Source organism: Blastococcus sp. TF02-09 (assembly GCF_003319105.1).
In the GTDB taxonomy this organism is placed as follows: Bacteria; Actinomycetota; Actinomycetes; order Mycobacteriales; family Geodermatophilaceae; genus Blastococcus.
Map to the genome: position 1 here is coordinate 206,739 of NZ_QOHH01000005.1, position 25,153 is coordinate 231,891.

15 protein-coding genes are annotated in these 25,153 nt (G+C 74.8%); 13 read left to right on the plus strand and 2 right to left on the minus strand.

Translation table 11 applies throughout. The features are described 5' to 3' along the window. The first annotated feature begins 148 nt into the window (after nt 1-148). From DQ239_RS09890 to DQ239_RS09945, 13 genes are all read left to right on the plus strand, one after another. The gene (locus DQ239_RS09890; protein WP_233489023.1) at nt 149-1,696 is read left to right on the plus strand and encodes a sugar transferase; all 1,548 of its coding nucleotides are present in this window, start codon (nt 149-151) and stop codon (nt 1,694-1,696) included. A 32-nt stretch (nt 1,697-1,728) separates the two neighbouring features. Beyond that, nucleotides 1,729-9,222, plus strand: coding sequence for a DUF4082 domain-containing protein (locus tag DQ239_RS09895; RefSeq protein WP_199582837.1), 7,494 nt, complete (start codon nt 1,729-1,731; stop codon nt 9,220-9,222). A gap of 114 nt (nt 9,223-9,336) precedes the next feature. Further along, nucleotides 9,337-10,380 carry a Gfo/Idh/MocA family oxidoreductase gene (locus DQ239_RS09900; protein WP_113834234.1) on the plus strand — a complete coding sequence of 348 codons (1,044 nt, stop codon included), beginning with the start codon at nt 9,337-9,339 and terminating at the stop codon, nt 10,378-10,380. 56 nt (nt 10,381-10,436) lie between these two features. Continuing rightward, nucleotides 10,437-11,600 (plus strand): DegT/DnrJ/EryC1/StrS family aminotransferase, encoded by a 1,164-nt coding sequence (locus DQ239_RS09905; protein ID WP_199582839.1) that lies wholly within the window; start codon nt 10,437-10,439, stop codon nt 11,598-11,600. After that, nucleotides 11,597-12,313, plus strand: coding sequence for an acetyltransferase (locus DQ239_RS09910; protein WP_113834235.1), 717 nt, complete (start codon nt 11,597-11,599; stop codon nt 12,311-12,313). The genes DQ239_RS09905 and DQ239_RS09910 overlap by 4 nt, the downstream gene beginning before the upstream one ends. Continuing rightward, entirely contained in the window at nt 12,310-13,452 is a 1,143-nt protein-coding gene (locus DQ239_RS09915; protein WP_199582841.1) for a DegT/DnrJ/EryC1/StrS family aminotransferase, read from the plus strand. Before DQ239_RS09910 ends, DQ239_RS09915 begins: the two co-directional genes overlap by 4 nt. Then, nucleotides 13,445-14,029, plus strand: coding sequence for an acyltransferase (locus DQ239_RS09920; protein ID WP_113834236.1), 585 nt, complete (start codon nt 13,445-13,447; stop codon nt 14,027-14,029). The genes DQ239_RS09915 and DQ239_RS09920 overlap by 8 nt, the downstream gene beginning before the upstream one ends. Further along, nucleotides 14,026-15,246: a glycosyltransferase gene (locus tag DQ239_RS20125; protein ID WP_147252064.1), complete on the plus strand. Its 1,221-nt coding sequence runs from the start codon at nt 14,026-14,028 to the stop codon at nt 15,244-15,246. Before DQ239_RS09920 ends, DQ239_RS20125 begins: the two co-directional genes overlap by 4 nt. Next, nucleotides 15,243-16,721 carry an oligosaccharide flippase family protein gene (locus DQ239_RS09925; protein WP_147252066.1) on the plus strand — a complete coding sequence of 493 codons (1,479 nt, stop codon included), beginning with the start codon at nt 15,243-15,245 and terminating at the stop codon, nt 16,719-16,721. The genes DQ239_RS20125 and DQ239_RS09925 overlap by 4 nt, the downstream gene beginning before the upstream one ends. After that, on the plus strand, nt 16,718-17,842 hold the full coding sequence (locus DQ239_RS09930) for a glycosyltransferase family 2 protein (protein WP_113834238.1): 1,125 nt from the start codon (nt 16,718-16,720) through the stop codon (nt 17,840-17,842). Before DQ239_RS09925 ends, DQ239_RS09930 begins: the two co-directional genes overlap by 4 nt. 76 nt (nt 17,843-17,918) lie before the next feature. Continuing rightward, nucleotides 17,919-19,139 (plus strand): glycosyltransferase family 1 protein, encoded by a 1,221-nt coding sequence (locus DQ239_RS09935; RefSeq protein WP_113834239.1) that lies wholly within the window; start codon nt 17,919-17,921, stop codon nt 19,137-19,139. Further along, a complete protein-coding gene (locus tag DQ239_RS09940; protein WP_113834240.1) occupies nt 19,136-19,888 on the plus strand; it encodes a hypothetical protein in 753 nt (250 codons plus the stop codon). The genes DQ239_RS09935 and DQ239_RS09940 overlap by 4 nt, the downstream gene beginning before the upstream one ends. After that, entirely contained in the window at nt 19,885-21,819 is a 1,935-nt protein-coding gene (locus tag DQ239_RS09945) for an O-antigen ligase family protein (RefSeq protein WP_113834241.1), read from the plus strand. The genes DQ239_RS09940 and DQ239_RS09945 overlap by 4 nt, the downstream gene beginning before the upstream one ends. Before the next feature lie 32 nt (nt 21,820-21,851). On the opposite strand, the gene DQ239_RS09950 is transcribed toward DQ239_RS09945, so the two are convergent. Then, nucleotides 21,852-23,948, minus strand: a complete 2,097-nt coding sequence (locus tag DQ239_RS09950; RefSeq protein ID WP_113834242.1) for a glycosyltransferase — start codon at nt 23,946-23,948, stop codon at nt 21,852-21,854. Between the two features lie 3 nt (nt 23,949-23,951). Then, the gene (locus DQ239_RS09955; protein WP_199582843.1) at nt 23,952-24,896 is read right to left on the minus strand and encodes a WecB/TagA/CpsF family glycosyltransferase; all 945 of its coding nucleotides are present in this window, start codon (nt 24,894-24,896) and stop codon (nt 23,952-23,954) included. Between the last annotated feature and the right edge of the window lie 257 nt (nt 24,897-25,153).

Sequence of the window (25,153 nt, forward strand, 5' to 3'; positions counted from 1 at the left end):
TGGTCTTGACGCCAATCGCCACGCAGCGTCGTCGGCGCAGGGGGAACAGTTCGACGAAGCGTCACCAGGACGCTGTCCGGACCCCTCCTGCCGCCACGGCCGCGCGTGACGCAGTGTGACGCCAGTGGTTGGGGGACCAGTGAGCACCGTGGATCGATGGACAGCCGACGTACCGGCCGTCGCGCAGGCGCCGGCGGCGGACCTGCTTCCCGTCCAGCGCGACCGATCCGTGCTGGCGCCGGAGGCACCGGGTGCCCGCGCCGTCCGCGCGGACGCCGACGCGGCTCCTCGGCCGCGGGACCGCTGGATGCAGCGCTACGCCGCCTCGGCGGTCCTCACCGACCTCGTCGCGATGCTGCTCGCCCTGGGCGCCACCCACCTCCTCCGTCCTGCCGACGTCGCCCCCGCCGTGGCGGTGGCCGGAGTCCTGCTGCTCTTCCCCCTGGGCTGGGTCGTGGTGGTCCACCTCGCCGGCGGGTACGAGCGGGGCACGCTGGGGGCCGGCAGCGAGGAGTTCCGCAGCCTGCCGCAGGCCGGCCTGGTCGTCATGGCGGTCGTCGCCTTCTTCTCCTACGCCCTCGACGCCGAGGTCGCCCGGGGTCTGGTGGTCCTCGCCATCCCCGGCGCGGTCGTGCTCAGCGCGCTCGGCCGCTACGGCCTGCGCCGCCGGCTCCACGCCGTGCGCCTGCAGGGACGGTGCATGCGCACGGTCATCGCCGTGGGCCGGGAGCGCTCCGTGCTCGAGCTCGTCCGCCAGGTGCGCCAGGACCCGCACTACGGCATGGAGATCCTCGCGGCGTGCGTGCCGAACCCCGACGACGCCCACCTGCTGCGGGCCGAGGGCATCGCGGTGGTCGGCGACCTCTCGCACGTGAGCCGGAGCGTGCGCTCGCTCGGCGTCGACGCCGTCGCCGTCACGAGCTCCAGCGAGACGGCCGCGGCCTACCTCCGCCGCCTGTCCTGGGACCTCGAGGGGAGCGGCGTCGAGCTGCTGGTGGCGCCCGGCCTGATGGAGGTCGCCGGTCCCCGCATGCACATGCGCCCGTTCGTCGGGCTGCCGCTCCTGCACGTCGAGGAGCCGGAGTTCACCGGCTCCAAGCGCCTGGTCAAGGAGGTCGTCGACCGCCTCGGTGCCGGCCTGGCGCTGCTCGCCATGGCCCCGGTCCTGCTGGCGATCGCCCTGGCGGTCCGGCTGGACAGCGACGGCCCGGTGCTGTTCCGGCAGGTCCGCATCGGCCGGGACGGTCGCGAGTTCAGCATGCTCAAGTTCCGCACGATGGTCGTGGACGCCGAGCAGCAGCGGGCCGCCCTCCTCGCGCTGAACGAGAACGCCGACGGCCTGCTGTTCAAGATCGCCGCCGACCCCCGCGTCACGCGCGTCGGCCGGATCCTCCGCCGGTTCTCCCTCGACGAGCTCCCGCAGCTGCTCAACGTGCTGGGCGGCCAGATGTCGCTGGTGGGCCCGCGCCCGCCGCTCCCGGACGAGGTCGCCCTCTACGACGACTCGGTCCGCCGGCGGCTGCTGGTCAAGCCGGGCCTCACCGGACTGTGGCAGGTGTCCGGCCGCAGCGACCTGACGTGGGAGGAGTCGGTCCGCCTGGACCTCCGCTACGTCGAGAACTGGTCCCTCCTGCTGGACCTGATGATCTTGTGGAAGACCGGATCCGCGGTCCTCCGAGCCCGCGGCGCGTACTGATGCGCCGTCCTGACCACCGTCTGCGAGCCACCGTGCACCCCACCCCCCGCCGGACCGTCGCGTCGCGCCTGCAGCGCGCCCTGCTGGTCCTCGTCGTCGCCGCCCTCCCCGCGGGTGGCCTCGCGGTGCTGCCGGCCGCCCCGGCCCAGGCCGCGGTCGACCCGTGCGCCGCGCCGGTCGAGAACCCGGTGGCGTGCGAGAACACCCGCCCGGGGACGACGGCGTGGGAGGTGTCGCTGGACACGAGCATCGAGGGCTTCACCACCGACATCAGCACCGACCTCGGCGGCCGGGTGGACTTCAAGGTCCGCACCGACTCGACGAAGTACGCCATCGACATCTACCGGCTGGGTTGGTACGGCGGCACCGGTGGCCGCTTCGTCACCACGCTGGCGCCCACCGCGCAGCTGCCGCAGGCGCAGCCCGAGTGCCGGCGCGACGCCACCTCCGGCATGGTCGACTGCGGCAACTGGGCGGTCTCGGCGAGCTGGTCCGTGCCCACCACCGCGGTCTCCGGTGTGTACGTGGCCAACCTGCGCCGCGAGGACCGCGACGCCACGAACCAGATCACCTTCGTCGTCCGCGACGACGACAGCCGCTCCGACGTGCTGTTCCAGACGTCGGACACCACGTGGGCCGCCTACAACGCGTGGGGCGGGGCCAACCTCTACTACGGCAACGGCCCCGGGGGCGCCGGGCGGGCCCACAAGGTCAGCTACAACCGCCCCCTCGAGGTCAACGCGACCACCGCCAAGCTCATGTACGCCGAGTACCCGATGATCCGGTTCCTGGAGTCCAACGGGTACGACGTCTCCTACCAGGCCGGGGTCGACACCGACCGGCTCGGCCACCTCCTGACCAACCACGGCTCCTTCCTGTCCGTCGGGCACGACGAGTACTGGTCCGGAGCGCAGCGGGCCAACGTCACCAAGGCTCGCGACGCGGGCGTCGACCTGGCGTTCTTCAGCGGCAACGAGATGTGGTGGCGGGTCCGCTGGGAGCCCTCGATCGACGGGTCCGGGCAGGCCTACCGCAGTCTGGTCAGCTACAAGGAGAGCCTGGACGGCGCCCGTACCGACCCCTCCGGCGAGTGGACCGGCACGTGGCGGGACCCCCGGTTCGGACCGGCCGGCGTCGAGCCGGAGAACTCCCTCATCGGCCAGCAGTTCAAGGTCAACGGCGAGTACGGCCGGCGGCGTGACGCGATCGCCGTCCCCGCCGAGTTCAGCGCCGCACGGCTGTGGCGCAACACCGCGGTCGCCGACCTGGAGGCCGGCGAGACCTACACCTTCGGTGACGGCACCCTCGGCTACGAGTGGGACTCCGACGTCGACAACGGCTTTCGGCCCGCCGGCCTGGCCAAGCTGTCGCTGACGACGGTCCAGGTGGCCGAGCCCGACGTCCTCCAGGACGACTACGGCGTGAACTACGCCCCGGGCGAGGCGACGCACTCGCTCACGCTCTACCGCGCAGCCAGCGGCGCGCTGGTCTTCGGCGCGGGGACCGTGCAGTGGTCGTGGGGCCTCGACGACACGCACACCGGCGGGCTGCAGGTCGAGAGCACCGCCATGCAGCAGGCCACGGTCAACCTGTTCGCCGACATGGGCATCCAGCCGGGCACCCTGCGGTCGGGCCTGGTCGCGGCATCGCCCAGCACCGACACCACGCCGCCGACGGTGACCATCACCTCGCCGAAGGACCCCAAGGCCGTGGTCGGCTCGCCGGTGACGATTTCCGGCACCGCCACCGACGGCGGCGGCATCGTGGCCGGCGTCGAGGTGACGGTGAACGGCGGGAAGACCTGGCACCCCGCCCAGGGCCGCGCCGACTGGAGCTACACGTACACGCCCACCGCCTCGGGACCGCTCGAGGTCCGGGTCCGCGCCGTCGACGACAGCGCCCGCCTGTCCGAGCCCGTCGGCTTCGACTCCACCGTCGGCCAGCGTTCCTGCCCGTGCTCCATCTGGCCGGCGTCGGCCAAGCCCGTGGCCGCGCCGGTGCGCGACGCCGCGCCGCTCGAGCTCGGCACGCGTTTCCAGTCCTCGGTCGGTGGCTACGTCACCGGTGTCCGCTTCTACAAGGGCGCCGGTGACACCGGCACGCACACCGGGTCCCTCTGGTCGACCGACGGCCGGCAGCTGGCCACCGGCACCTTCACCTCGGAGACGGCGTCGGGCTGGCAGACCCTGACCTTCCCCGTGCCGGTCGCGATCGCCGCGGGGACGCCGTACGTGGTGTCCTACCACTCGCCCACGGGCGCCTACGTGGCCGACGCCGGCTTCTTCGCCGGCGCGGCGGTCGTCAACGAGCCCCTGCAGGCCCTGCGCAACGGCGACGGCGGCCCCAACGGGGTCTACCGCAGCGGCTCGGCCGGCTTCCCGGCCGACACCTGGGGTGCGACCAACTACTGGGTCGACGTCGTGTTCACCACCGGCGCCCCGGCGGACGCGCGCCCACCGGTCGCCACCGTCGGCGGGCCGCTCCCCGACAGCACCAGCGTGCCCCGGACGGCGACCCCGAGCGCCGTGTTCGACGAGCCGGTGCGGCCGGAGAGCATCACCGGCACCGTCACCGCACCCGGGGGCGGGCCGGTCGCCGGTGCGGTGCGTTACGACGCAGCCACCCGGACCGCCACCTTCACCCCGGCCCAGGAGCTCGCGGCCGGTACCCGGTACACCGCGACCTTCGGCGGCGCGCAGGACCTGTCCGGGAACAGCCTCGCCACGCCGCTGTCCTGGTCGTTCACCACGATGGGCGCACCGGCGGTCCCGGGCGTGTGCCCCTGCAGCATCTGGGACGACACCGCCGTCCCGGCCGTCGTGGGCGTGGAGGAGGCCGCCGCGCTCGAGCTCGGCATGCGCTTCTCCGCGGCCGCCGACGGCACCGTGACCGGCGTGCGCTTCTACAAGGGTCCGCGCAACACCGGCGTCCACACGGGCACGCTGTGGTCGGCCACCGGCCAGGAGCTCGCCCGGGCCACCGCCACGGCGGAGACCAGCAGCGGCTGGCAGCAGATCCGCTTCGACCGGCCGGTGCCGGTGACGGCCGGCACGACCTACGTCGTCTCGTACCACACCGACGCGGGCTACTACTCCTACACGCACGCCGGCCTCGCCGACGGCGTCACCACCGGACCCCTGACGGCCCTGGCCGGTGGCACCTCCGGCGGCAACGGCGTCTACCGCTACGGGGCCTCGGCCTTCCCGGACCAGCCGGGCAACGCCAACTACTGGGTAGACGTGGTGTACGTGCCCGCCGCCGACACCGTCGCGCCCACCGTGACGGCGACGGCGCCCGGCAGCGGCGACACCGGAGTCGCGACGACGGCGACCGTGCGCGCCGTCCTGTCCGAGCCCGTCTCGGCCGCCTCCGCGCGCCTCGTGGTCCGCGACGGCACCACCGTCGTCGCCGGGACGACGGCCTACGACGCCACCACCCGCACCGTCACCTTCACCCCGGCCGCGGCACTGCGGCCGGGGGCGGTCTACACGGCCGAGCTCAGCGGTGCGACCGATGTGGCCGGCAACGTCCAGGCGGGCACGCACGGCTGGAGCTTCACCACCGCCGCGGCGGGCGGCTGCCCGTGCACGGTGCTCGGCGCCGCCGCGCCCGGCACGGCCGCGTCGACCGACACCGGCGCGGTGGAGCTGGGCATGCGGTTCCGGACCGCCGCCGACGGCTTCGTCACCGGCGTGCGCTTCTACAAGGGCACCGGCAACACCGGCACCCACACCGGCACCCTCTGGACCACCTCGGGGCAGCGGCTGGCGACCGGCACCTTCGTGGACGAGACGGCGCAGGGCTGGCAGCAGCTGACGTTCGCCTCGCCGGTGGCGGTGACGGCGGGCACGTCCTACGTGGTCTCCTACCACGCACCGAACGGGCGCTACGCGGCCGACGCGAGGTTCTTCGACGGCAAGGGCGCCGGCACGACGCCGCTGCAGGCGCCCGCGAGCTCGTCCGGAGCCGGCAACGGCCTGTACGCCTACGGCGGTCCGTCCACGTTCCCGCAGGGCACGTGGGAGGCGACCAACTACTGGGTCGACGCCGTGTTCGTGACGGCCGAGCCCGCGGACGTGACCGGACCGACCGTCACCGGCACCTCCCCGGGGCAGAGCTTCACCGAGGTCGACACCGGGACCTCGATCCGGTTCGACTTCGACGAGCCGATCGCGGCCGGCTCCGCCCGCGTGCAGGTCAGCGCCGGCGGCACCGCCGTCGCCGGTGCGCTGGCTCCTGCGGGTGACCGGGCCGTGGTCTTCACCCCGGGCTCCGCGCTGCCCGCGGGGGCGTCGGTGACCGCGGTGGTCACCGAGGCCCGGGACGCCGCGGGCAACCGCATGGCGTCGTCCTACTCGCTGTCCTTCCGGACGGCGGGGGCCGAGTCGGGCGCGTGCCCGTGCACGGTGTTCGGCACCGCGAGGCCCACGACGCCGGCCGCCGACGACCCGGGCGCGGTGGAGCTGGGCATGCGGCTGCGCCCCGCGTCCGACGGCTTCATCACCGGGATGCGCTTCTACAAGGGCGCCGGCGACACCGGCAGCCACACGGGGACGCTGTGGTCGTCGACCGGGCAGCGGCTGGTGAGCGGGGTGTTCGTCGACGAGACGGCGGAGGGCTGGCAGCAGCTGGTCTTCGCCGCCCCGGTGGCGGTCACGGCCGGCAGCACCTACGTCGTCTCCTACCACGCGCCGAACGGGCACTACGCCGCCGACGCCGGCTACTTCGACGGCACGGGCGCCGGCAGCGCGCCCCTCGAGGCGCCGGCCAGCTCGTCGGTGGCGGGCAACGGCCTGTACGCCTATGGGGGTCCCTCCTCCTTCCCGCAGAACTCCTACGGGGCGACCAACTACTGGGTCGACGCGGTGTTCACCACCACGCTGTCCACGCCGGAACCCCCGGTCGACACGGTCGCACCGTCGGTCGTGGCGAGCGCCCCGGCGGCGGACGCGACGGGGGTGGCGCCGACCGCGCCGGTGACCGCGACGTTCAGCGAGCGGATCTCCTCGGCCGACCTCACCGTCACGGGCCCGTCCGGTGCGGTGCCGGTGACGGTCACGCTGGACGCCGCCGGGACCACCGCCACGGCGCAGCCCCGGGCCGCTCTCGACGGCGGCGCCACCTACACCGTCAGCGCCCGGGGCACCGACCCCGCCGGCAACACGACGGCGACGCCGGCGACCTGGTCGTTCACGACCGCGGACGTCACCGCGCCGGCCGTCAGCTCGGTGACGCCGACGGCGGGCAGCACCGGTGTCGCGGTCGCGGCGCCGATCACCGCGACGGTGAGCGAGCCGGTCCGTGCCGACCTGGTGCGGGCGACCCTCACCGCCGGCGCCACCACGGTGGCGACGTCGGTGACCACGGCCGACCGCACGGTCACGGTGCAGCCGACCGCCGCGCTCGTGGGCGGCACGACCTACACCGTCACGCTCAACGGCCTCACCGACCTGGCCGGCAACGCCGCGGCGGCGCCGTACACCTGGTCGTTCACGACCGCCGACACGGTGCGGCCGACGGTGACCTCGGTGTCGCCGGCCGCCGGTGCCACCGGCGTGGCGGCGACCGCTCCGGTGACGGTGTCGTTCAGCGAGCCGGTCCGCGCGACGTCGGGGTCGGTGGTGCTGACCGCCGGCACGACGCCCGTGGCGGGCACCGTGGCCGCCAGCGGTGACCGCGCGGTGACGTTCACGCCCTCCGCGGCGCTGGCGTCGGGCACCGCGCACACGCTGACCGTGACCGGGGTGACCGATCTGGCCGGCAACGCGCTCGCCACCCCGTTCACGTCGACGTTCACCACCGCCGACACGGTGCGGCCCACGGTCACCTCGGTGACGCCGGCCGCCGGGGCCACGGACGTCGCGCCGTCGAGCCCGGTGACGGTGACGTTCAGCGAGCCGATCCGCGCCACCTCGGGGTCGGTCGTGCTCAAGGCCGGCACGGCCACCGTGGCGGGCACCCTGGCCGCCGCCGGTGACCGCGCGGTGACGTTCACGCCGTCCGCGGCGCTGGCGTTCGGCACCGCACACACGATGACCGTCACGGGGGTGACCGACCTCGCGGGCAACGCCCTGGCCTCGCCGTACACGTGGTCGTTCACCACCGCCTGGAACTGCCCGTGCAGCCTGTTCACCGCGGCCGACACCCCGCCCGTGCTGGCGGTGTCGAGCCGGTCGGCGACCGAGGTCGGGATGAAGTTCCGGTCGGCGACCGAGGGTCAGGTCACCGCCCTCCGGTTCTACAAGCCGCTCGGGGGCACCGGCACGCACACCGGTTCGCTGTGGAACGCGGCGGGCACGCGGCTGGCCACGGTGACCTTCCAGAACGAGTCGCTGATGGGCTGGCAGACCGCCACGCTGTCGGCGCCGGTGACGATCGCGGCGAACACCCAGTACGTCGTCAGCTACACCGCACCCGGCGGGCGCTGGGCGCAGACGGCGAGCTACTTCACCGCCGCGAGGACCAGCGGCCCGCTGACGGCTCCGGCCAACGGTTCGGGCACGGCGGCGAACGGGGTCACCGGTACGGCGGGCCGGCTTCCGGCCACCGCCGCCGCGGGCGCCAACTTCTGGGTCGACGTCGTCTTGACGACGACGACCGGCGCGGCTGCGAAGGTCACGGCGACGACCGCCGCCGCTCCGACCGCGACCGCGGCGGCCGTCCCGGCACCGACGGCACCGGCTCCGGCTCCCACGACGGCACCGGCTCCGGCTCCCACGACGGCTCCCACGACGGCCACGACCACCACGGCCGCCGTTCCCGCCTCCTTCTTCGGTGCGCAGGACGCCCCGGCCGCCGCTCCGGAGGAGCGCCTGCTGACCGCGGGGTCCGCGGCCGAGCTGGGGCTGCACTTCCGGGCGACCGGCGCGGGCTGGATCACCGCGGTGCGCTGGTACGCGCCGGCCACCACCGCCGACGAGCGCGTCGGGTCGCTGTGGGCCGACGGGCAGCGGGTGGCGACGGTGCGCCTGCCGGCCGCGCCCACGGCGGGGTGGCAGGAGGCCCGTCTCGGCCAGCCGCTGGCCGTGGCCCCGGGCGTCGCGTACGTCGTGAGCTACACCGTGCCGCGCGGTGCGGTGCACGCGGTGTCCGATGCACCGGCCGGTCCGCGCACCGCCGGCGTCCTCGAGGCCGGCAGCCACGCCGCCGCGACCGGTGCCGCGGGGACGATCCCGGCCACGGCCGTGCCCGGGGCGGACTTCTGGGTCGACGTGGTGGTCGTGAGCACCGCCCCGGCCGGCGCCGACCGTGACTCCGTCGCCCCGTCGGTGACTTCGACGGCTGCCGGCCAGCCCGCCGTGACGTTCAGCGAGCGGGTGACCGGCGTCGTGCTGGAGCTGCGCAAGGCCGACGGAGGGAACGTCCCGGGTGCCGTCTCGTACGACCCGGCGACCCTCACCGCCCGGCTGACCCCGACGTCCCCGCTCACCGCCGGGCAGCAGTACCGGGTGACGGTGCGGGGCGCGACGGACGCGTCCGGGAACGTGCTCGCCCCGTTCACCTGGGCGTTCACCGCGGCGGGCTGACCCTTCCGAGCGGTACCCCAACGGGTTACGGCATCCCGCTGAACCGGTCACACACGGTGGCGACTGACCCAGACTGACGGAGCGCACCCGCGCGTCGACCTGGGGGAGAACACCGTGAGCACACCGATCGGCATCGCTGTCATCGGAGCCGGCTACTGGGGGCCGAACCTGGTCCGCAACGCGCAGGCCACTCCGGGCCTGCGGCTGGAGTACCTCTGCGACCTCAACGAGGCCCGCGCCCGCGAGGTGCTCGGTCAGTACAGCACCGTCCAGGTCAGCGGCGACCTCGACGCCGTGCTCGCCGACCCGCGCGTGCAGGCCGTCGCCATCGCGACGCCGGCCGCCACGCACGTGGACATCGCCCTGGCCGCGATCGCCGCCGGCAAGCACGTGCTGGTCGAGAAGCCGCTCGCCGCGACCTGGGCCGACGGCGCCAAGGTCGTGCAGGCCGCCGAGGACGCCGGCGTGGTCCTCATGCTCGACCACACCTACTGCTACACGCCCGCCGTCTCGCACCTGCGCGAGCTGCTGCGCGGCGGCGAGCTGGGCACCCTGCAGTACCTGGACTCGGTGCGCATCAACCTCGGGCTCGTGCAGTCCGACGTCGACGTCATCTGGGACCTCGCGCCGCACGACCTGTCGATCCTGGACTCCGTCCTCCCGGAGGGCATCCACCCGGTGAGCGTGGCGGCCCGCGGCTCCGACCCGCTGGACGTCGGCCAGGTGTGCGTCGCCCACCTCTCGATCGAGCTGTCCAACGGCGCGATCGCCCACGTGCACGTCAACTGGCTGTCGCCGACCAAGATCCGGACGACGATCATCGGCGGCTCGCAGCGCACCGTCGTGTGGGACGACCTCAACCCCGCCCAGCGCCTGGCCGTCTACGACCGCAGCGTCGAGGCCAACGACCCGAGCACCCTCGGGGTCGACGTCCGCAACCAGACGCGGATCTCCTACCGGATCGGCGACATGGTCGCCCCGGCGCTGCCGGAGCGCGAGGCGCTGCGCTCGATGATGGCCGAGTTCGCCGCCGCGATCACCGAGGGCCGCCCGGCGCTGACCGACGGCCGCTCCGGCCTGCGCGTCCTCGCGCTCCTGGAGGCCGCGAGCGAGAGCCTGCGCGGCAACGGCGTCGCCGTCCCCGTGGCCCGCGACTGAGGCGCTCCGCGCCGTCGTCGTCCACCTTCCCGCACCACGCAGCACGAGGAGCTCCCATGACCACGGTGACCGAACCGGCCGCCACCCTGCCCGCGATCCCGGTGATGGTGCCGTGGATGGGGGAGGAGGAGGCGACCGCCGCCGCCGAGGCCGTCCGGTCCGGCTGGGTGGCCCAGGGCCCCCGGGTGCGCGCCTTCGAGGAGGAGTTCGCCCGCCGGGTCGGTGCCGCCGAGGCGGTGGCGGTCTCCAACTGCACCACCGGCCTGCACCTGGCCCTGCACCTGCTGGGCATCGGGCCGGGCGACGAGGTCGTCGTCCCCTCCTTCTCCTTCATCGCCACCGCGAACTCGGCGCGCTACGTCGGCGCGACCCCGGTCTTCGCCGACGTCGACCCGGCCACGGGCAACGTCACCGCGGCGTCGATCGAGGCGGTGCTCACCGAGCGCACCCGCGCGGTGATCGTCGTGCACCAGGGCGGCATGCCGGCCGAGACCCGGCCGATCTACGACCTGCTCACCCCGCGCGGCATCGCCGTCGTCGAGGACGCCGCCTGCGCCATCGGCACGACGGTCTACGGGGAGCCGGTCGGGGCGAGCGCCGACGTCGCGGTCTTCTCCTTCCACCCCCGCAAGATCGTCACCACCGGCGAGGGCGGGATGCTCACGACCAACCGCCCCGAGCTCGCGACCCGCGCCCGGCGGCTGCGCGAGCACGGCATGAGCGTCAGCGCCGCCGAGCGGCACGCCACCGGCAGCGTGGCGCCCGAGCAGTACCTCGAGCCGGGGTTCAACTTCCGGATGACCGACGTGCAGGCCGCCATCGGCCGGGTGCAGCTGGGCCGGCTGGACGCCATGGTCGCCCGCCGCCGCGAGCTGGCCGCGCGCTACCGCGAGCTGCTCGCCCCGCTGCCCGGGCTGCGGATGGTCGAGGACCCGGCATGGGGGGAGAGCAACTTCCAGTCCTGCTGGGTGCTGCTCCCCGAGGACTTCCCGATCGGCCGCGACGAGCTGCTGGTCCGGTTCACCGAGGCCGGCATCTCGCCGCGCCGCGGCATCATGGCCGCCCACCTGGAGCCGGCCTGCGCCGACCTGCCGCAGGTGTCGCTCCCGGTCACCGAGAGGCTGACGGCCGACAGCCTGATCCTGCCGCTCTACCACCAGATGACCGACGCCGACCAGGACCGGGTCGTCGCGGTGTTCCGCGAGGTCATGGGCCGATGACCGGCACTCCTCGCCCGCTCGTGGTGCTCGGCGCGGGCGGCTTCGCCCGCGAGACCGTGCAGCTGGTCCGCCGCCACGCCGCGGTGGGTCCGGCCGGCGAGTCCTACGCGGTGGCGGGGTTCCTGGACGACGACCCGCGCCGGCTCGGCACGCTCGTCGACGGCACGCCGGTGCTGGGCCCCTGCGCGGACGCCCACGACCACGCCGAGCGCGGTGCCGCCCTGCTGGTCTGCGTCGGCAACCCCACCGACCCCACCTCGCGCGCCCGGCTCGTCGCCCGCCTCGGGCTGCCCGACGCCGCCTACGCCACCGTCGTCCACCCGCTGGCCTCCGTCTCGCCCGACAGCACCCTCGGCGCGGGCACCGTCCTGCACGCCGGCGTCGTGCTGACCGCGGCCGTCGAGGTGGGCCGGCACGTCGCCGTCATGCCGCACGTCGTGCTCACCCACGACGACGTCGTCGGCGACTCCGCCACCTTCGCCGCCGGTGTCCGGCTGGCCGGGGGAGTGGTGGTGGAGGACGCCGCCTACCTCGGCTCCGGTGCGCTGGTCCGCGAGGGCCGCCGCATCGGTGCCGGCGCACTCGTCGGCATGGGCAGCGTCGTCCTCCGGGACGTGCCCGCCGGCGAGACCTGGGCCGGTTCGCCGGCCCGTCCGCTCCGATCCGCAGTACCCGCATCCGCTCCCGCGCTGCTCCTGGAGGAACGACCGTGACCGCCATCGACACCCGTCTCACCGCGCCGCCCGTCCCGCTCGTGGACCTCGGCATCCAGCGCGACCGCATCGCCGCCGAGGTGGCGGAGGGCTTCGCGCGGGTCATGGCGACCACCGCGTTCATCCAGGGCCCGGACGTCGGCGCCTTCGAGGAGGAGTACGCCGCCTACACCGGCCGCGCCCACTGCATCGGCCTGGGCAACGGCACCGACGCCCTGGAGTTCGCGCTGCGCGCCGCCGGCATCGGTGTCGGGGACGGCGTCGCGCTGCCCGCCAACACGTTCATCGCCACCGCCGAGGCCGTGCTCCGCATCGGCGCCACCCCGGTGCTGGTCGACGTGGACGACGAGCACCTGCTCATGGACCCCGACGCGCTGGAGGCCGTCGCCGACCGGTGCCGCGCCGTGCTGCCGGTGCACCTGTTCGGCCAGATGGCGCCGATGGACCGGATCACGGAGATCGCCGACCGGCACGGGCTCGTGGTCGTCGAGGACGCCGCCCAGGCGCAGGGGGCCACGCACCACGGCGTCGCCATCGGCGGCTGGGGCGCGGCGGCCGGCACGAGCTTCTACCCGGGCAAGAACCTGGGCGCGTTCGGTGACGCCGGCGGCGTGACCACCGACGACCCGGAGCTCGCGCGGCGGGTCCGGATGTTGATCAACCACGGCAGCGAGGTGAAGTACCAGCACCCGATCCTCGGCTTCAACTCGCGGCTGGACACCCTGCAGGCGGTCGTGCTGCGCGCCAAGCTCACCCGGCTGGACGCCTGGAACGACGAGCGCCGCGCCGCCGCCGACCGGTACGCCGAGCTGCTGGCCGGCATCCCGGGCGTGCGGGTCCCGCAGGTCGCCCCGGGCAACGAGCACGTGTGGCACCTGTACGTCGTGCGCGTCGCCGACCGGGACGAGGTGCTCGCCCGGATGAACGCCGCCGGCGTCGGGGCCGGCATCCACTACCCGGTGCCCGTGCACGCGACCGGTGCCTTCGCCGGCGCCGGCTACCGGGCGGGCGACTTCCCGGTCACCGAGCGGGCGGCGGGGGAGATCCTGTCGCTGCCGATCTTCCCGGGCATCACCGCGGCCCAGCAGGAGCGCGTCGCCGAGGTCCTGGCCGCTGCCGTGGAGCGCCGCGATGGGTGACGCCGGCGTGCGGGTGCACCCGCTGGGGCTGTGCGAGAGCGACCAGGTGGGCGCCGGCACCCGGGTCTGGGCCTGGGCGCACGTCATGCCCGGCGCCGTCGTGGGCGCCGACTGCAACATCTGCGACCACGCCTACGTCGAGGGCGGGGCGCGGCTGGGCGACCGGGTGACGGTGAAGAACGCCGTCCTCGTGTTCGAGGGCGTGGACGTCGGGGACGACGCCTTCCTCGGGCCCAACGTGCTCTTCACCAACGACCTGCGCCCGCGCTCGCACGTGAAGAAGGGCCCCGAGGCGCTGCTCCCCACGGTGGTGGGGGAGGGCGTCACCCTCGGGGCGGGCACCGTCGTCGTCTGCGGGACGACGATCGGTGCGCACGCGTTCGCCGCCGCCGGATCGGTCGTCACCCGGGACGTCGCGGCGCACTCGTTCGTCGCCGGCAACCCCGCCGTCCACCGCGGCTGGGTCTGCGTCTGCGGCGAGCGCCTGGGCGAGGACCTGCGGTGCGGCTGCGGGCGGGCGTTCGAGCCGGCCGGCACCGGGCTGCGCGAGGTCGAGTCCGAGGCGGCAGCGGGATGAGGATCCTCGTCTGCCCCCATCTCATGGAGATCGGGGGCAGCCAGCTCAACGCCGTCGAACTGGCCGGCCGGGCAGCCGGCGCCGGGCACGAGGTGGTGCTCTTCGGCCCCGACGGCGACCTCGTCGCGCGGGTCGAGGAGCTGGGGCTGGAGTACCACCGGGCCCCGGTGGAGGGGGCGTGGCCGTCGCGGCGCAACGTCGCCGCGCTGACGTCGCTGGTGCGCGAGCGCCGCATCGACCTGGTGCACGGCTACGAGTGGGGGCCGGTCACCGACCTGGGCTTCGGGCCGCACCTGCTGCTGGGCACCCCGATGGTGGCCACGGTCCTGTCGATGGACGTGCCCGGCTTCCTGCCCCGGCACGTGCCGCTGGTCGTGGGCACGCGCGAGCTCGAGGAGTCCGCCCGCTCCCGCTATCCGCGGGTCGAGCTGATGGAACCCCCGATCGACACCGACCTGAACGCCCCGGGCGACACCCGCCGGGCGCGCTCGGTCTTCGGCGTCGGCGACGACGACCTGCTGCTCTCGGTCGTGTGCCGGCTGACGTCCGACCTGGACAAGGCACCCGGCGTGCTCGAGGCGGTGGCGGCCGTCGAGGCCCTCGCCGCGCGCTTCCCGGTGCGCCTCCTCGTGGCCGGTGACGGCCCCGCGCTGCCCGCGGTGCGCGCGGCTGCGGACGCCGTGAACCGGCGGACCGGGCGGGAGACGGTGATCGTCGCCGGCGCGCTGCTGGACCCCCGCGCGGCGTACGACGCCGCCGACGTCGTCCTGGGCATGGGCAGCTCCGCGCTCAAGGGCCTGGCCTTCGCCAAGCCGCTCGTCGTGCAGGGCACGGCCGGCTACTGGGAGCTGCTGACGCCGGCGACCGCTCCGATCTTCCTGGAGCAGGGCTGGTTCGGCGCCGGAGCCGGCGACGGCGTCGTCCGCCTGACCGCCGCCTTCGAGCCGCTGCTCGCCGACGCCGGCGAGCGCCTCCGGCTGGGCGCCTTCGGGCGGCAGCTGGTGACCGAGCGCTTCTCCCTCGCCGGGGCGGCCGCGCGCACCGAGCAGCTCTACCGGCGCACCGTGGCCGACCGGTGGCCGGCGGCCGGCCGGGTCCGGCGGCTCGCCGGACCGGCCGTCGAGGTCGCCAAGTTCAAGGCCGTGACGACCTCGCCGGCCGTGCGCTCGCTGGCCGAGCGCCGCAGGCCCGCGCCGGCCGTGGCGGTGGCACGGTGACCGGCACCGTGGAGGCCACGTCGCCGTCGCTGCGCGGCCAGGTGCGGGGTGGCCTGGTGTGGAGCGGGCTGAGCAGCCTGCTGCTGCGCGGGGGCAACCTGCTTCTGGGCATCGTGCTGGCCCGGCTGCTCGCGCCCGAGGACTTCGGCGTCTTCGCCGTCGCCCTCACCGTGCAGGCGATCCTCATGACCCTCACCGACCTCGGCATGGGCGCGGACCTGGTCCGCGCGGAGCACCCCGAGCGGCGGGCACCGACGGTCGCCACGCTCAGCCTGCTCAGCGGTGCGGTCCTGACCGCGTCGATGGTGCTCACCGCCGGGCCGGTGGCCACGGCCATGGGCAGCGCCGACGCCGCGCCGGTCGTCGTGGTGCTGTCCTTCACGCTGCTGCTCAGCGGCGCCAGCGTCGTCCCGGTCGCCTACCTGACGCGGGACTTCCAGCAGAAGAAGCTCTTCGTCAGCGAGGGCGTCAACTTCGCGCTGTCCACCGCGGTCGCCGTCGGCCTCGTGCTGGCCGGGGCCGGTCCGATGGCCCTGGCGGTCTCGCGGCTGGTGGGCCAGGCGGCCGGCACCACCCTGCAGTTCGTCCTGCTGCGGATGCGCCCGGTGTGGGGCTTCGACCGCGCCGTCGCGCGGACGGCGCTGCGCTTCGGGCTGCCGCTCGCGGCCGCCAACATGCTGTCCTGGGCGCTGCTCAACATCGACAACGTGGTGGTCAGCCGCACCTCCGGCGTCGTCGCGCTGGGCTTCTACGTGCTGGCCTTCAACGTGTCGTCCTGGCCGATGACGGCGATCGGTGCCGCCATCCGCCCGGTCACGCTGGCCGCCTTCGCCCGTCAGCAGCACGAGGACCCCGCACCCGCGCTGCGCCGCGCCACCGCGCTCTCGGCCGCCGCCGCCGCACCCGTCGGCGTCCTGCTCGCCGTCCTCGCCCTGCCGGTGGTCACCGTCCTCTACGGCGAGCGTTGGGCCCCGTCGGCGGCGGCCCTGGCCGGCCTCGCGCTCTTCGGCGGGCTGCGCATCGTCCTGGACATGCTCGCCACGTTCCTCATCGCCCGCGGCGCGGTCTCCGGCGTGCTGTGGATCCAGGTGGCCTGGACCATCGCCCTCGTGCCGGCGATGGTGCTGGGCGTCCGGTGGGGCGGCCTCGCCGGTGCCGGCTGGGCGCACCTCGTCGTCGGCGTCGTCCTGGTCCTGCCGGCCTACCTCGGAGTGCTGCGCCGGGCCGGTGCCCCCGTCGGCGCCGTCCTGGGCAGCCTGTGGCAGCCGGTGCTCGCCATGGCCCCCGCGGGCCTCGCCGGCCAGCAGGTCACCGCCCAGATCGGGCACCCGGCCCTGGCCGCCCTCGCCGGCGGCACGGTGGCCCTCCTCCTCTACGCCGCCGTTCTCCAGCGGTGGGTGCGCGGACGGCTGTCGGACCCCGAGCCCGCTCCGCCCGGTCTCGAGCCGTCGCCGGCCCTGGCGGTGCAGCGATGACCGCCGCGGGCGTCGTCCGCCGGGCCGTCACGAGCCGGCCGGAGGTCGTCGCCTCCGTGCGCGGCCGGGACGTGCCGGAGCTCCGGGGCGTGCCGCGGGTGACCGTGGTCATCCCGTGCTTCAACTACGCGCGCTACCTGCCGGCCGCCGTCGCCAGCGCGCTGGACCAGCCCGGCGTGGCCGTGGACGTCGTCGTCGTGGACGACGCGTCGACCGACGACTCGCTCGCCGTCGCCCGCGCCCTCGCCGCGGACGACCCCCGCGTGACGGTGGTCGCGCACGCGGCGAACGCGGGACCGGTGGCCACGTTCAACGACGGGCTGGCGCAGGTGACCGGCGACTACCTGATCCGGCTCGACGCCGACGACCTGCTGACGCCGGGCTCGGTGCAGCGCGCCGTCGCCCTGGCCGAGGCCTTCCCGACGGTCGGCATCGTCTACGGCCGGCCGCTGCACTTCCACGGCGACCACCCGCCGGCGGCGCGGACCCGGGTGCGGTCGTGGACGGTCTGGTCGGGCGCGAGCTGGCTGGAGCAGCGCTGCCACCTCGGCGTCAACTGCATCACCTCTCCCGAGGTGCTGATGCGGACGTCGGTCGTCCGCGAGGTGGGCGGGCAGCGGGACCTGGCGCACACGCACGACATGGAGATGTGGTTCCGGCTGGCCCGGGCCAGCGACGTCGGCTACGTCACCGGACCCGACCAGGCCTGGCACCGCGAGCACCCCCGCAGCCGCTCCGCCACGGACGTCGACGTCCTGACCGACCTGGACGAGCGGGCCGACGCGTTCACGACGCTGTTCACCGACGGCCTGGGCGATCCGGACGAGGACGCCCGGCTGCTCGGCATCGCGCGGAGGGCACTGGCCGAGGAGGCCGTGGCCCGCGTCTGCCAGGCGATCACCCGCGGCTGGGGCGGTAACGCCACCACCGACGCCTACCTGGCCTTCGCCCGCCGGCAGGTGGCCGACCTCGACGGGCTGCGCCACGGACCGCGGCTGCGCCGGTGCCTCGCGGTCGGTCCGGCCCGCGCGCGGTTCGTGCCGGGCCTGCTGCTCGGGGCGCTCCGCTACCGGGCGCGGACGGAGCTGCGGAACCGCACCTGGCGACGGACCGGGCTGTGAGGCCTGTAGAGCCGCCGCGGGATGCCGATAGCTACAGGGACCGGAGCCGGTGCGCCGGCGGGAAGCGGGGGGATCGATGAGCGCGCTCAGCAAGGCGGTGCGCACGGTGCGGGCCGAGGGCCTGGACGGCGTCGCCGAACGGCTCACCCGCCGAGCGGTCCGCCGCTTCGGCGTCGAGGTGGAGCCGCTGATGCTGCGCGCTTCGGACGTGGCGGACTCCCAGCGGCTGCCCAGCTGGCCGGACGGGCGGACGCGCCCGCGGGGGAGTGCCCTCGACATCGGCTGGGTGCTCACGCCCCCGGCCGCGGGGTCCGGCGGGCACACGACGATCTTCCGGCTGGTCGAGGCGCTCGAGGCCGCCGGCCACCGCTGCGTGCTGTACCTCTACGACACCGGCACCGGGAGCCTGGCCGAGCGGGAGCAGGTCATCCGCCGGTGGTGGCCGCGGGTGCGCGCCGAGGTGCGCGACGTCGCCGACGGGCTGCCGGACATGGACGCCTGGATCGCGACGGCCTGGCAGACCGCGCACGTGCTGGCCCGCCACGGCGACGTCCGCGGCCGCCGCTTCTACCTCGCGCAGGACTACGAGCCCTACTTCTACGGGCGCGGGTCGGCCTACGAGCTCGCCGAGGACAGCTACCGGTTCGGCTTCCGGATGCTCACGGTCGGGCACATGGTCGCCGACGAGCTCCGGCAGCAGCTCGGGCTCGAGGCGACGGTCCTGCCGTTCGGCTGCGACCAGGACGTCTACCGCGTGACCAACCACGGGGCGCGGGAGGAGGTCGTGTTCTACGCCCGGCCCGGGACGCCGCGCCGCGGGTTCGAGCTCGCCGTCATGGCGCTGGAGGAGTTCTCGCGGCGCCGTCCGGACGTCGTCGTCAACACCTTCGGGATCGCCGCCCGGAAGCTCCCCTTCCCCGCGGTGGTCCACTCCGGGCTGCACCCGACGGAGCTGAACGAGCTCTACAACCGGTGTGCGGCGGGGCTGGCGATGTCGTTCACGAACATCTCGCTGATCGCCTACGAGCTGCTCGCCGCCGGTGTCGTCCCGGTGGTCAACGACTGGCGCGGTTCGCGCGCCGACCTGGACAACCCGTTCGTCGCGTGGAGCCGGCCGACCCCCGCTGCCCTGGCGGAGGCGCTGGAGCGCGCCGTCGACCGGTCGGCGGACGTCTCAGCACAACGAGTGACTGACAGTGTCCGGAACGTGACGTGGGGTACGGCCCACCGGACGGTCGTGTCGGCCATCGAGGCCGCCTGCCACGACCCCGAGCTCGAGAAGGTTGGTGACGCGTGAGTCTCGCGGAACTCTGGCGGATCGTCGTCCGGCGGCGGTGGCTGCTCGTGCCGGCCGTCGTCCTCTCCCTGCTGGCGGGCGCCGCCGGGTACGCGATGACCCCGGCCAGCTACTCGCAGAGCCAGTCCTACCTGCTGCTGTCGCCGGTCATCACCGACTCCGGACGCGGGAACCCCTTCCTGCAGCTGGGCAACGGCGTGGCCATGGCCGCCTCCGTGCTGAGCAAGCGGGTGTCCGGCGGCGAGGTCGCCGCGACGATCACCGGGTCCGAGCCCGGTCTCGGGTACACGGTCAGCCTCGACCCGACCACCTCCGCGCCCGTGCTCGTGGTGGCCGCCGAGGCCCCGGACCCGGACGCCGTGACGTCGGCGCTCGAGCGGATCGAGGACACCCTCACCGAGGAGCTCGCCGCCCTCCAGGACGCGGCCGGCGCCCCGGAGATCAGCTGGGTCACGATCAGCCCGCTCGCCGGCGACGTGGCTCCGCTCATGTCCCGGTCGGAGGGGCTCCGCACCGGTCTGGTGGGGACGGCGGGTGTGCTGGTCCTGGCGCTGCTGGTCGTGGCCGCCCTGGAGCTGTGGCGCACGCGCATGCGGTACCGCACCGCTCCGGTCCAGCCGGCCGCGGCGGACGACCTCGCCGCCCCGCGACCCGACGGCGGTCGCTCCGGTCGCAGGTGGAGCCGGAGCACCGGATCCGCGCCGGGAGGTCGTCCGCGCCGGCGCGGTCGCGGGCAGCAGCTCCCGTGAGCCTTAGCGAGGCCCCGCCGGTCCCCACGTCCGCGGGCCCGGCCGGCCGGCCGACCGGGGTCGACGAGGCCGGGCGTGCGGCGACGGGCACCCCGGTGCTCATCGGCTGCTACCTCGTCGCGCTCGTGTGCATCCCGTCGGTCTACGTCGTCGGGCCGCTGGGCGCCGTCGGCTCGCCCGCCGGCATCGTCAGCTGCCTGATGTTCGGCGTCTGGGCCGTCAGCAGGTTCCTCGGCCCGCCGACCGGTGCCCGCGGCGGCGCCGTCCACCGGCTGCTGCTGGTCTTCGCCGTGGCGTTCGCCCTCGCGGCGGTGGCCGCGGCGCTGCGCCCGATGGCAGCGATCGAGTACGCCTCGGCCCTCCGCGGGATCGTCATCGTCTGCGGCTGGCTCGGCGTCGCCCTCGTCGTCGCCGAGGGGTTGCGCAGCCGCGCCCAGCTCTACGCCGTCGTCCGGCTGATCGTCGGGCTGGCGACCTTCCTGGCGCTGCTGGGCTTCTTCCAGTTCACCACCGGCTTCGACATCGTCAACAACCTGCGCATCCCCGGGCTGACGCTGAACAGCACGGCGGTCACGGTGTACGAGCGGGCGGGGTTCGCCCGGGTCAACGCGACCACGATGCACGCGATCGAGTTCGCCACCGTGCTCGCCATGGCCCTGCCCGTGGCGGTCAGCGAGGCCATGCGGCGGCGGACGCCGGTGTCGGTCGCGCAGGCCCTCCTGATCGCCGGCGCGCTGCCGCTGACCGTGTCGCGGTCGGGCATGCTGGGCCTGGCGATCGGGCTGGCGTTCACCTTCCTCGTCGCCGACCGCCGGCTGCGTCTCGTGCTGCTCGGGCTGCTCCCGGTCGGAGCGGCCGCCTTCGTCGCGGTGACGCCGGGGCTCCTCGGCACCATCCGCGACCTCTTCCTCGCCGGGGAGAGCGACACCAGCATCTCGGCGCGGACCGACGACTACCCGGCGGCGCTGAGCTATTTCCAGCAGGCGCCGTGGCTCGGTCGCGGTCCGTTCACGTTCCTGCCGTCGATCTACCGCACCCTGGACAACCAGTACGTGGGCACCCTCGTGGAGGGCGGCCTCATCGGGCTCGTCGCCGTGATCGCGCTCGTCGTCGCCCCGGTCGTCATCGGCGTCCGCCTGGCGCGACGGCTGCCCTCGCCCGAGGACCGGCGTCTGTGCGCCGGCCTGGCCGCGTCGTTCGCCGTCGCGATGGTCCTCTGGCTCACCTTCGACGCCTTCAGCTTCCCGACGGCCATGGGCCTGTTCTTCCTCCTGCTCGGCGTCCTCGGTGCGGCCGCGCGCGTGCTGCCCCCGGAGCCGGCGCGGCCGTCCGCGCCGGCACCCGACGCGGGCACGCGACGGCGGGCACGTGCGGCCGCAGGACTGTCGGCCCTCGTCGTGCTCGTCGCGGGGTGCGCCGTCCTGGCCGGGGCGGACCCGCACGCCGACGCCCGGGGGACGGTGGTCCTCGCGGTGCCCGGGCAGGCCGGGCAGAACATCTACTCGGGCAAGCTGGAGACCGAGGGCGTCGCCGAACTCGTCGTCCGGGTGGTCGAGAGCGAAGAGACCCGGCAGCGCCTGCGCGACGAGGGCCACGCCGAGTTCACCCTGGCCGTGGGCAACGGCAGCCTCGCGCCGTTCACCGAGGTGCGCGGGTCCGGCGACGTCATCTCGATCAGCGCGATCGCGAGCGACGCGGAGGCGGCGTCGGCGACGGCGCTGGCGGTGCTCCGGACCATCGAGGACACGCTCCGCGAGCTGCAGTCCGGCCGCGGTATCGACGCGGGCGTGCAGGTGGCGGTCGTCGAGTCGTTCACGACGCCCGCGGTGACGACCCTCCCCGTGCACCCCCTGCTCGGTGCGGCGGGGATCGTGGTGCTCGCCGGCCTGGCCGCCGCGGGGGCCCGCGCTCTCGTCGTCCGACGCAGCTGAGGGCGCGCCCGGGCCCGTGAGGACGGGCCCGGTCAGCCCTCCGCCGACTCCCGCAGCACCGCGGCCCGGGAGTGCCAGGAGTACGGCAGCACCGACGCCCGCAGCTCGTCGGGCGCCTGCAGCGGGCCGAGCTCCAGGGAGTCCCGGACGGCCGCGGCGAACTCCGGGGCGCCCTTCGCCAGACGCACCCGGTCCAGGTAGCCGTCGAGCTCGGCGAACCAGGTGCTCACCACCGGCAGCCCCAGGGCCAGGTACTCCTTGAGCTTGATCGGGTTGGAGCGGTGGATCCAGGTCGAGTCGATCCACGGCATGATCGCCACGTCGAAGGCCGAGCCGTAGGCGGGGATCTCCTCGTACGCCTTGCGGCCGAGCCAGTGCACGTTGGGATAGGCCTCGAACCGGTCCATCGGGTACGTGGCGTCGCCGATCAGGACCAGGGAGACGTCCGGGAGCTCGGCGGCGAGGTCCTCGAGCAGGTCGAAGTCGACGAGGTAGTCGTCCAGCGCCCCGAAGAACCCGACCCGGGGGCCGGGGATCGCCAGGACGTCGGCCGGCTGCTCGGACCTCGGCCGCGGGCGGAAGTGGTCGGTGTCCACACCGTGGTCGATGAAGGCCGCGCGGTCGCCGGTGGACGCGCTCTCCTCCGCCATGAGCTCCCGGCTGACGTACAGCACGGAGTCGGAGTGGGCGAGGAGCTGCTCCTCCATGCCCTCCAGCGCCGCCCGGTCGCCCTCGGGGAACTCCGAGTGCCGGTCCGAGCGGTTGTAGACCAGCGCCGTCCGGCGCATCGGCGCGACGACGTCCCAGGCCGTGGGGATGGTCACCATGATCACCGGCGTGCGGATGCCGAGCAGCAGGCAGACCAGCCGGACCTGCGCCCGCACGAACGCGGCGTTGATCGCCCGCGTCACCGAGGAGCCGTAGAAGGGCAGCGGCAGGGGCGACATCACGTGGAAGCCGGGCAGGTCCGGGAGCGGTCGCCGAACCAGCTTCGCGACGCTGCGCAGCTTGCGCAGCACGCGGCGGGTGACGTGCGTGCTGCCGCGGCCCGGGGTCGGCATGCGCATGCCGATGCTGTTCACGACCAGGACGCGGCGGGTCTCCGCCATCGAGCGCATCAGCTGGAAGTCCGAGTGGGCGGTGTTGTGGTACCACCAGTCCTGGGCGGCGAAGCAGACCCAGGCGGGGCCGGACCCCTCGTCGGGACGGCGCGGCCAGCGCCGCATCCGGCTGAGCTCGCGCAGGGCCGCCCGGTGGGTGGCCCCGCCGGCGGACCCGCGCAGGGCGGCGCGCGACAGCTCGTTGAGCAGCACGCCCAGCCACATCCGGGCAGCCGCGGCGGGCCCGTGCAGCTCGCGCTGCATGCGCACGCGGTTGGTGACCGAGAGCGCCCACAGGTACGGCGAGGTCGACTGCTCCCCGCCGACGTGCACCGCCGACGCCTCCGGCTCGTACTGCACGGCGAAGCCGGCCGCGCCCGCCCGGAGCATGTACTCGGTCTCCTCGCTGTAGAGGAAGTAGCGCTCGTCGAGCAGGCCGATGGTCGCGATGCACTCGGCCGAGACCAGCCAGACCGCACCCGTGGCCCAGTCGACCTGCTGCTCGACCGCGTACGCGCACTCGTCGGAGACCAGCTCGCCCAGAGGCGCCCACCGGCCGGCGCGGAACCCGCCCAGCAGCGCCTCGCCCACGGCGCGCAACGCGGTGGGCCGGCGGCGCAGCGACAGCTGCAGCTCCCCGTCTGTGTCCAGCAGCCGCGGCACGGCGATGCCGGTGCCCGGAACGTCCAGCCGGCGGCGCAGCAGGTCGACCGCCCGGGCGTCGAGACGCACGTCGGGGTTGAGGATCAGGACGTCGTGGCCCGGTACCGCACCTAGACCGGCGTTGACGCCGGCGGCGAAGCCGCCGTTGGTGGGAAGGGCGACGACCCGGACCCCCGGCGCGCTCTCCGCGACGGCGAGCGTGCCGTCCGAGGACGCGTTGTCGACGACGACCACGGGAGCGCCGCCGAGCCCCGCCTCCGTCAGCGCGGCGTCCACCGAGCGCAGGCAGGCGGGCAGCACGCCGGCGCTGTTGAACGTCACGACGACGACGGCGAGCGGCGGCCGGGTGGGCCGGTCGTGCAGCATCGGTCAGGCTCCCTGTGCGGTCCGCGGCAGCGGTGGCGCGTCGTCGGGGACGCGGACGGTGACCGGCCGCGGCTTCGCGGAGGCCAGGGCGCGCACGGGGCTCGGCTGCCGGACCGGGCCGAGGCGCTCGATGCTCGTCTGGACGGGAACCGGCGGCAGTCCGGCGCGCAGGACGAGCGCGGGGCGGGTGGCCTGCGTCGCGCCGCCCAGCCGGCCCAGGGCGGCCCGGCCCAGCAGGGCGAGCGCGAACGGCAGGTCGTGCGCCAGGTACCGGCGGGCGAGCCGGCGCGGCTCCTGGGCCAGCCGGAACAGCCACTCGGCGCCGGTCCGCTGGAGGACGACGGGGGCGCGCCGGAACTGCCCCGCGGCGAACGGGATCCCGGCCCCGCAGCCCAGCATCCACGCGTCCGGGAGGACCTTTCGCAGCCGGGTGATCAGGTGCTCCTGCTTGGGGAACCCGAGACCGACGAGGACGAGGTCGGGTCGTGCCCGGCGCGCCCGCCGGACGACCTCGGCCAGCTGCTCGGGGTCCTTCTCGAAGCCGAAGGGCGGGGAGTCGGTCCCGGCCACCCGCAGCCCGGGGAAGCGGTTGCTCAGCGCGGCACCGGCCGCCTCCGGGACGCCGGGATCACCGCCGATGATGTAGACCGAGCGCCCGGAGGCAGCCGCCGCCTCGGCGAGCGTCCACACGAGCGAGGCGCCGGTCACGCGCTCGGGCAGCGGGTGGCCGGACATCCGGGCGGCCCAGGCCACCGGCATGCCGTCGGCGACGACGATGTCGGAGTGGGACACCAGTTCCGCCAGGGCGCTGTCGCGGGTGGTCGCCCGGAGGATGTCGATGTTCACCGTGGCGATGCTGCCGCCGGCTCCCATCCGCCAGGCCTCGCGCACGCGTGCCGCGACGTCTTCTTCCCGGACTGCCATCACCGAGAACGGTCCGACGGACACGTACTCCTCAGCGCTGCGCATCGACTTCCCCCAGTCTTCGGCGCCGAGCCACGTCACCTCCGTCGCTGCTCACGCAACGTCATGAGGTGCGCCCGCGGACCGGGTCCGGGGAGGTGCGGCACGGGGTCGGCGTCGGACGCCGAGACAGTGCCGGTCGTCGTGAATCGGTGCAGGTAGAGCCTGCGATCCGCGGGGACGGGCGTCGAGGGAATCGGCTCGTGCACTACCCGAAGGGGGCAGGCCGTGTCCGGCGGACG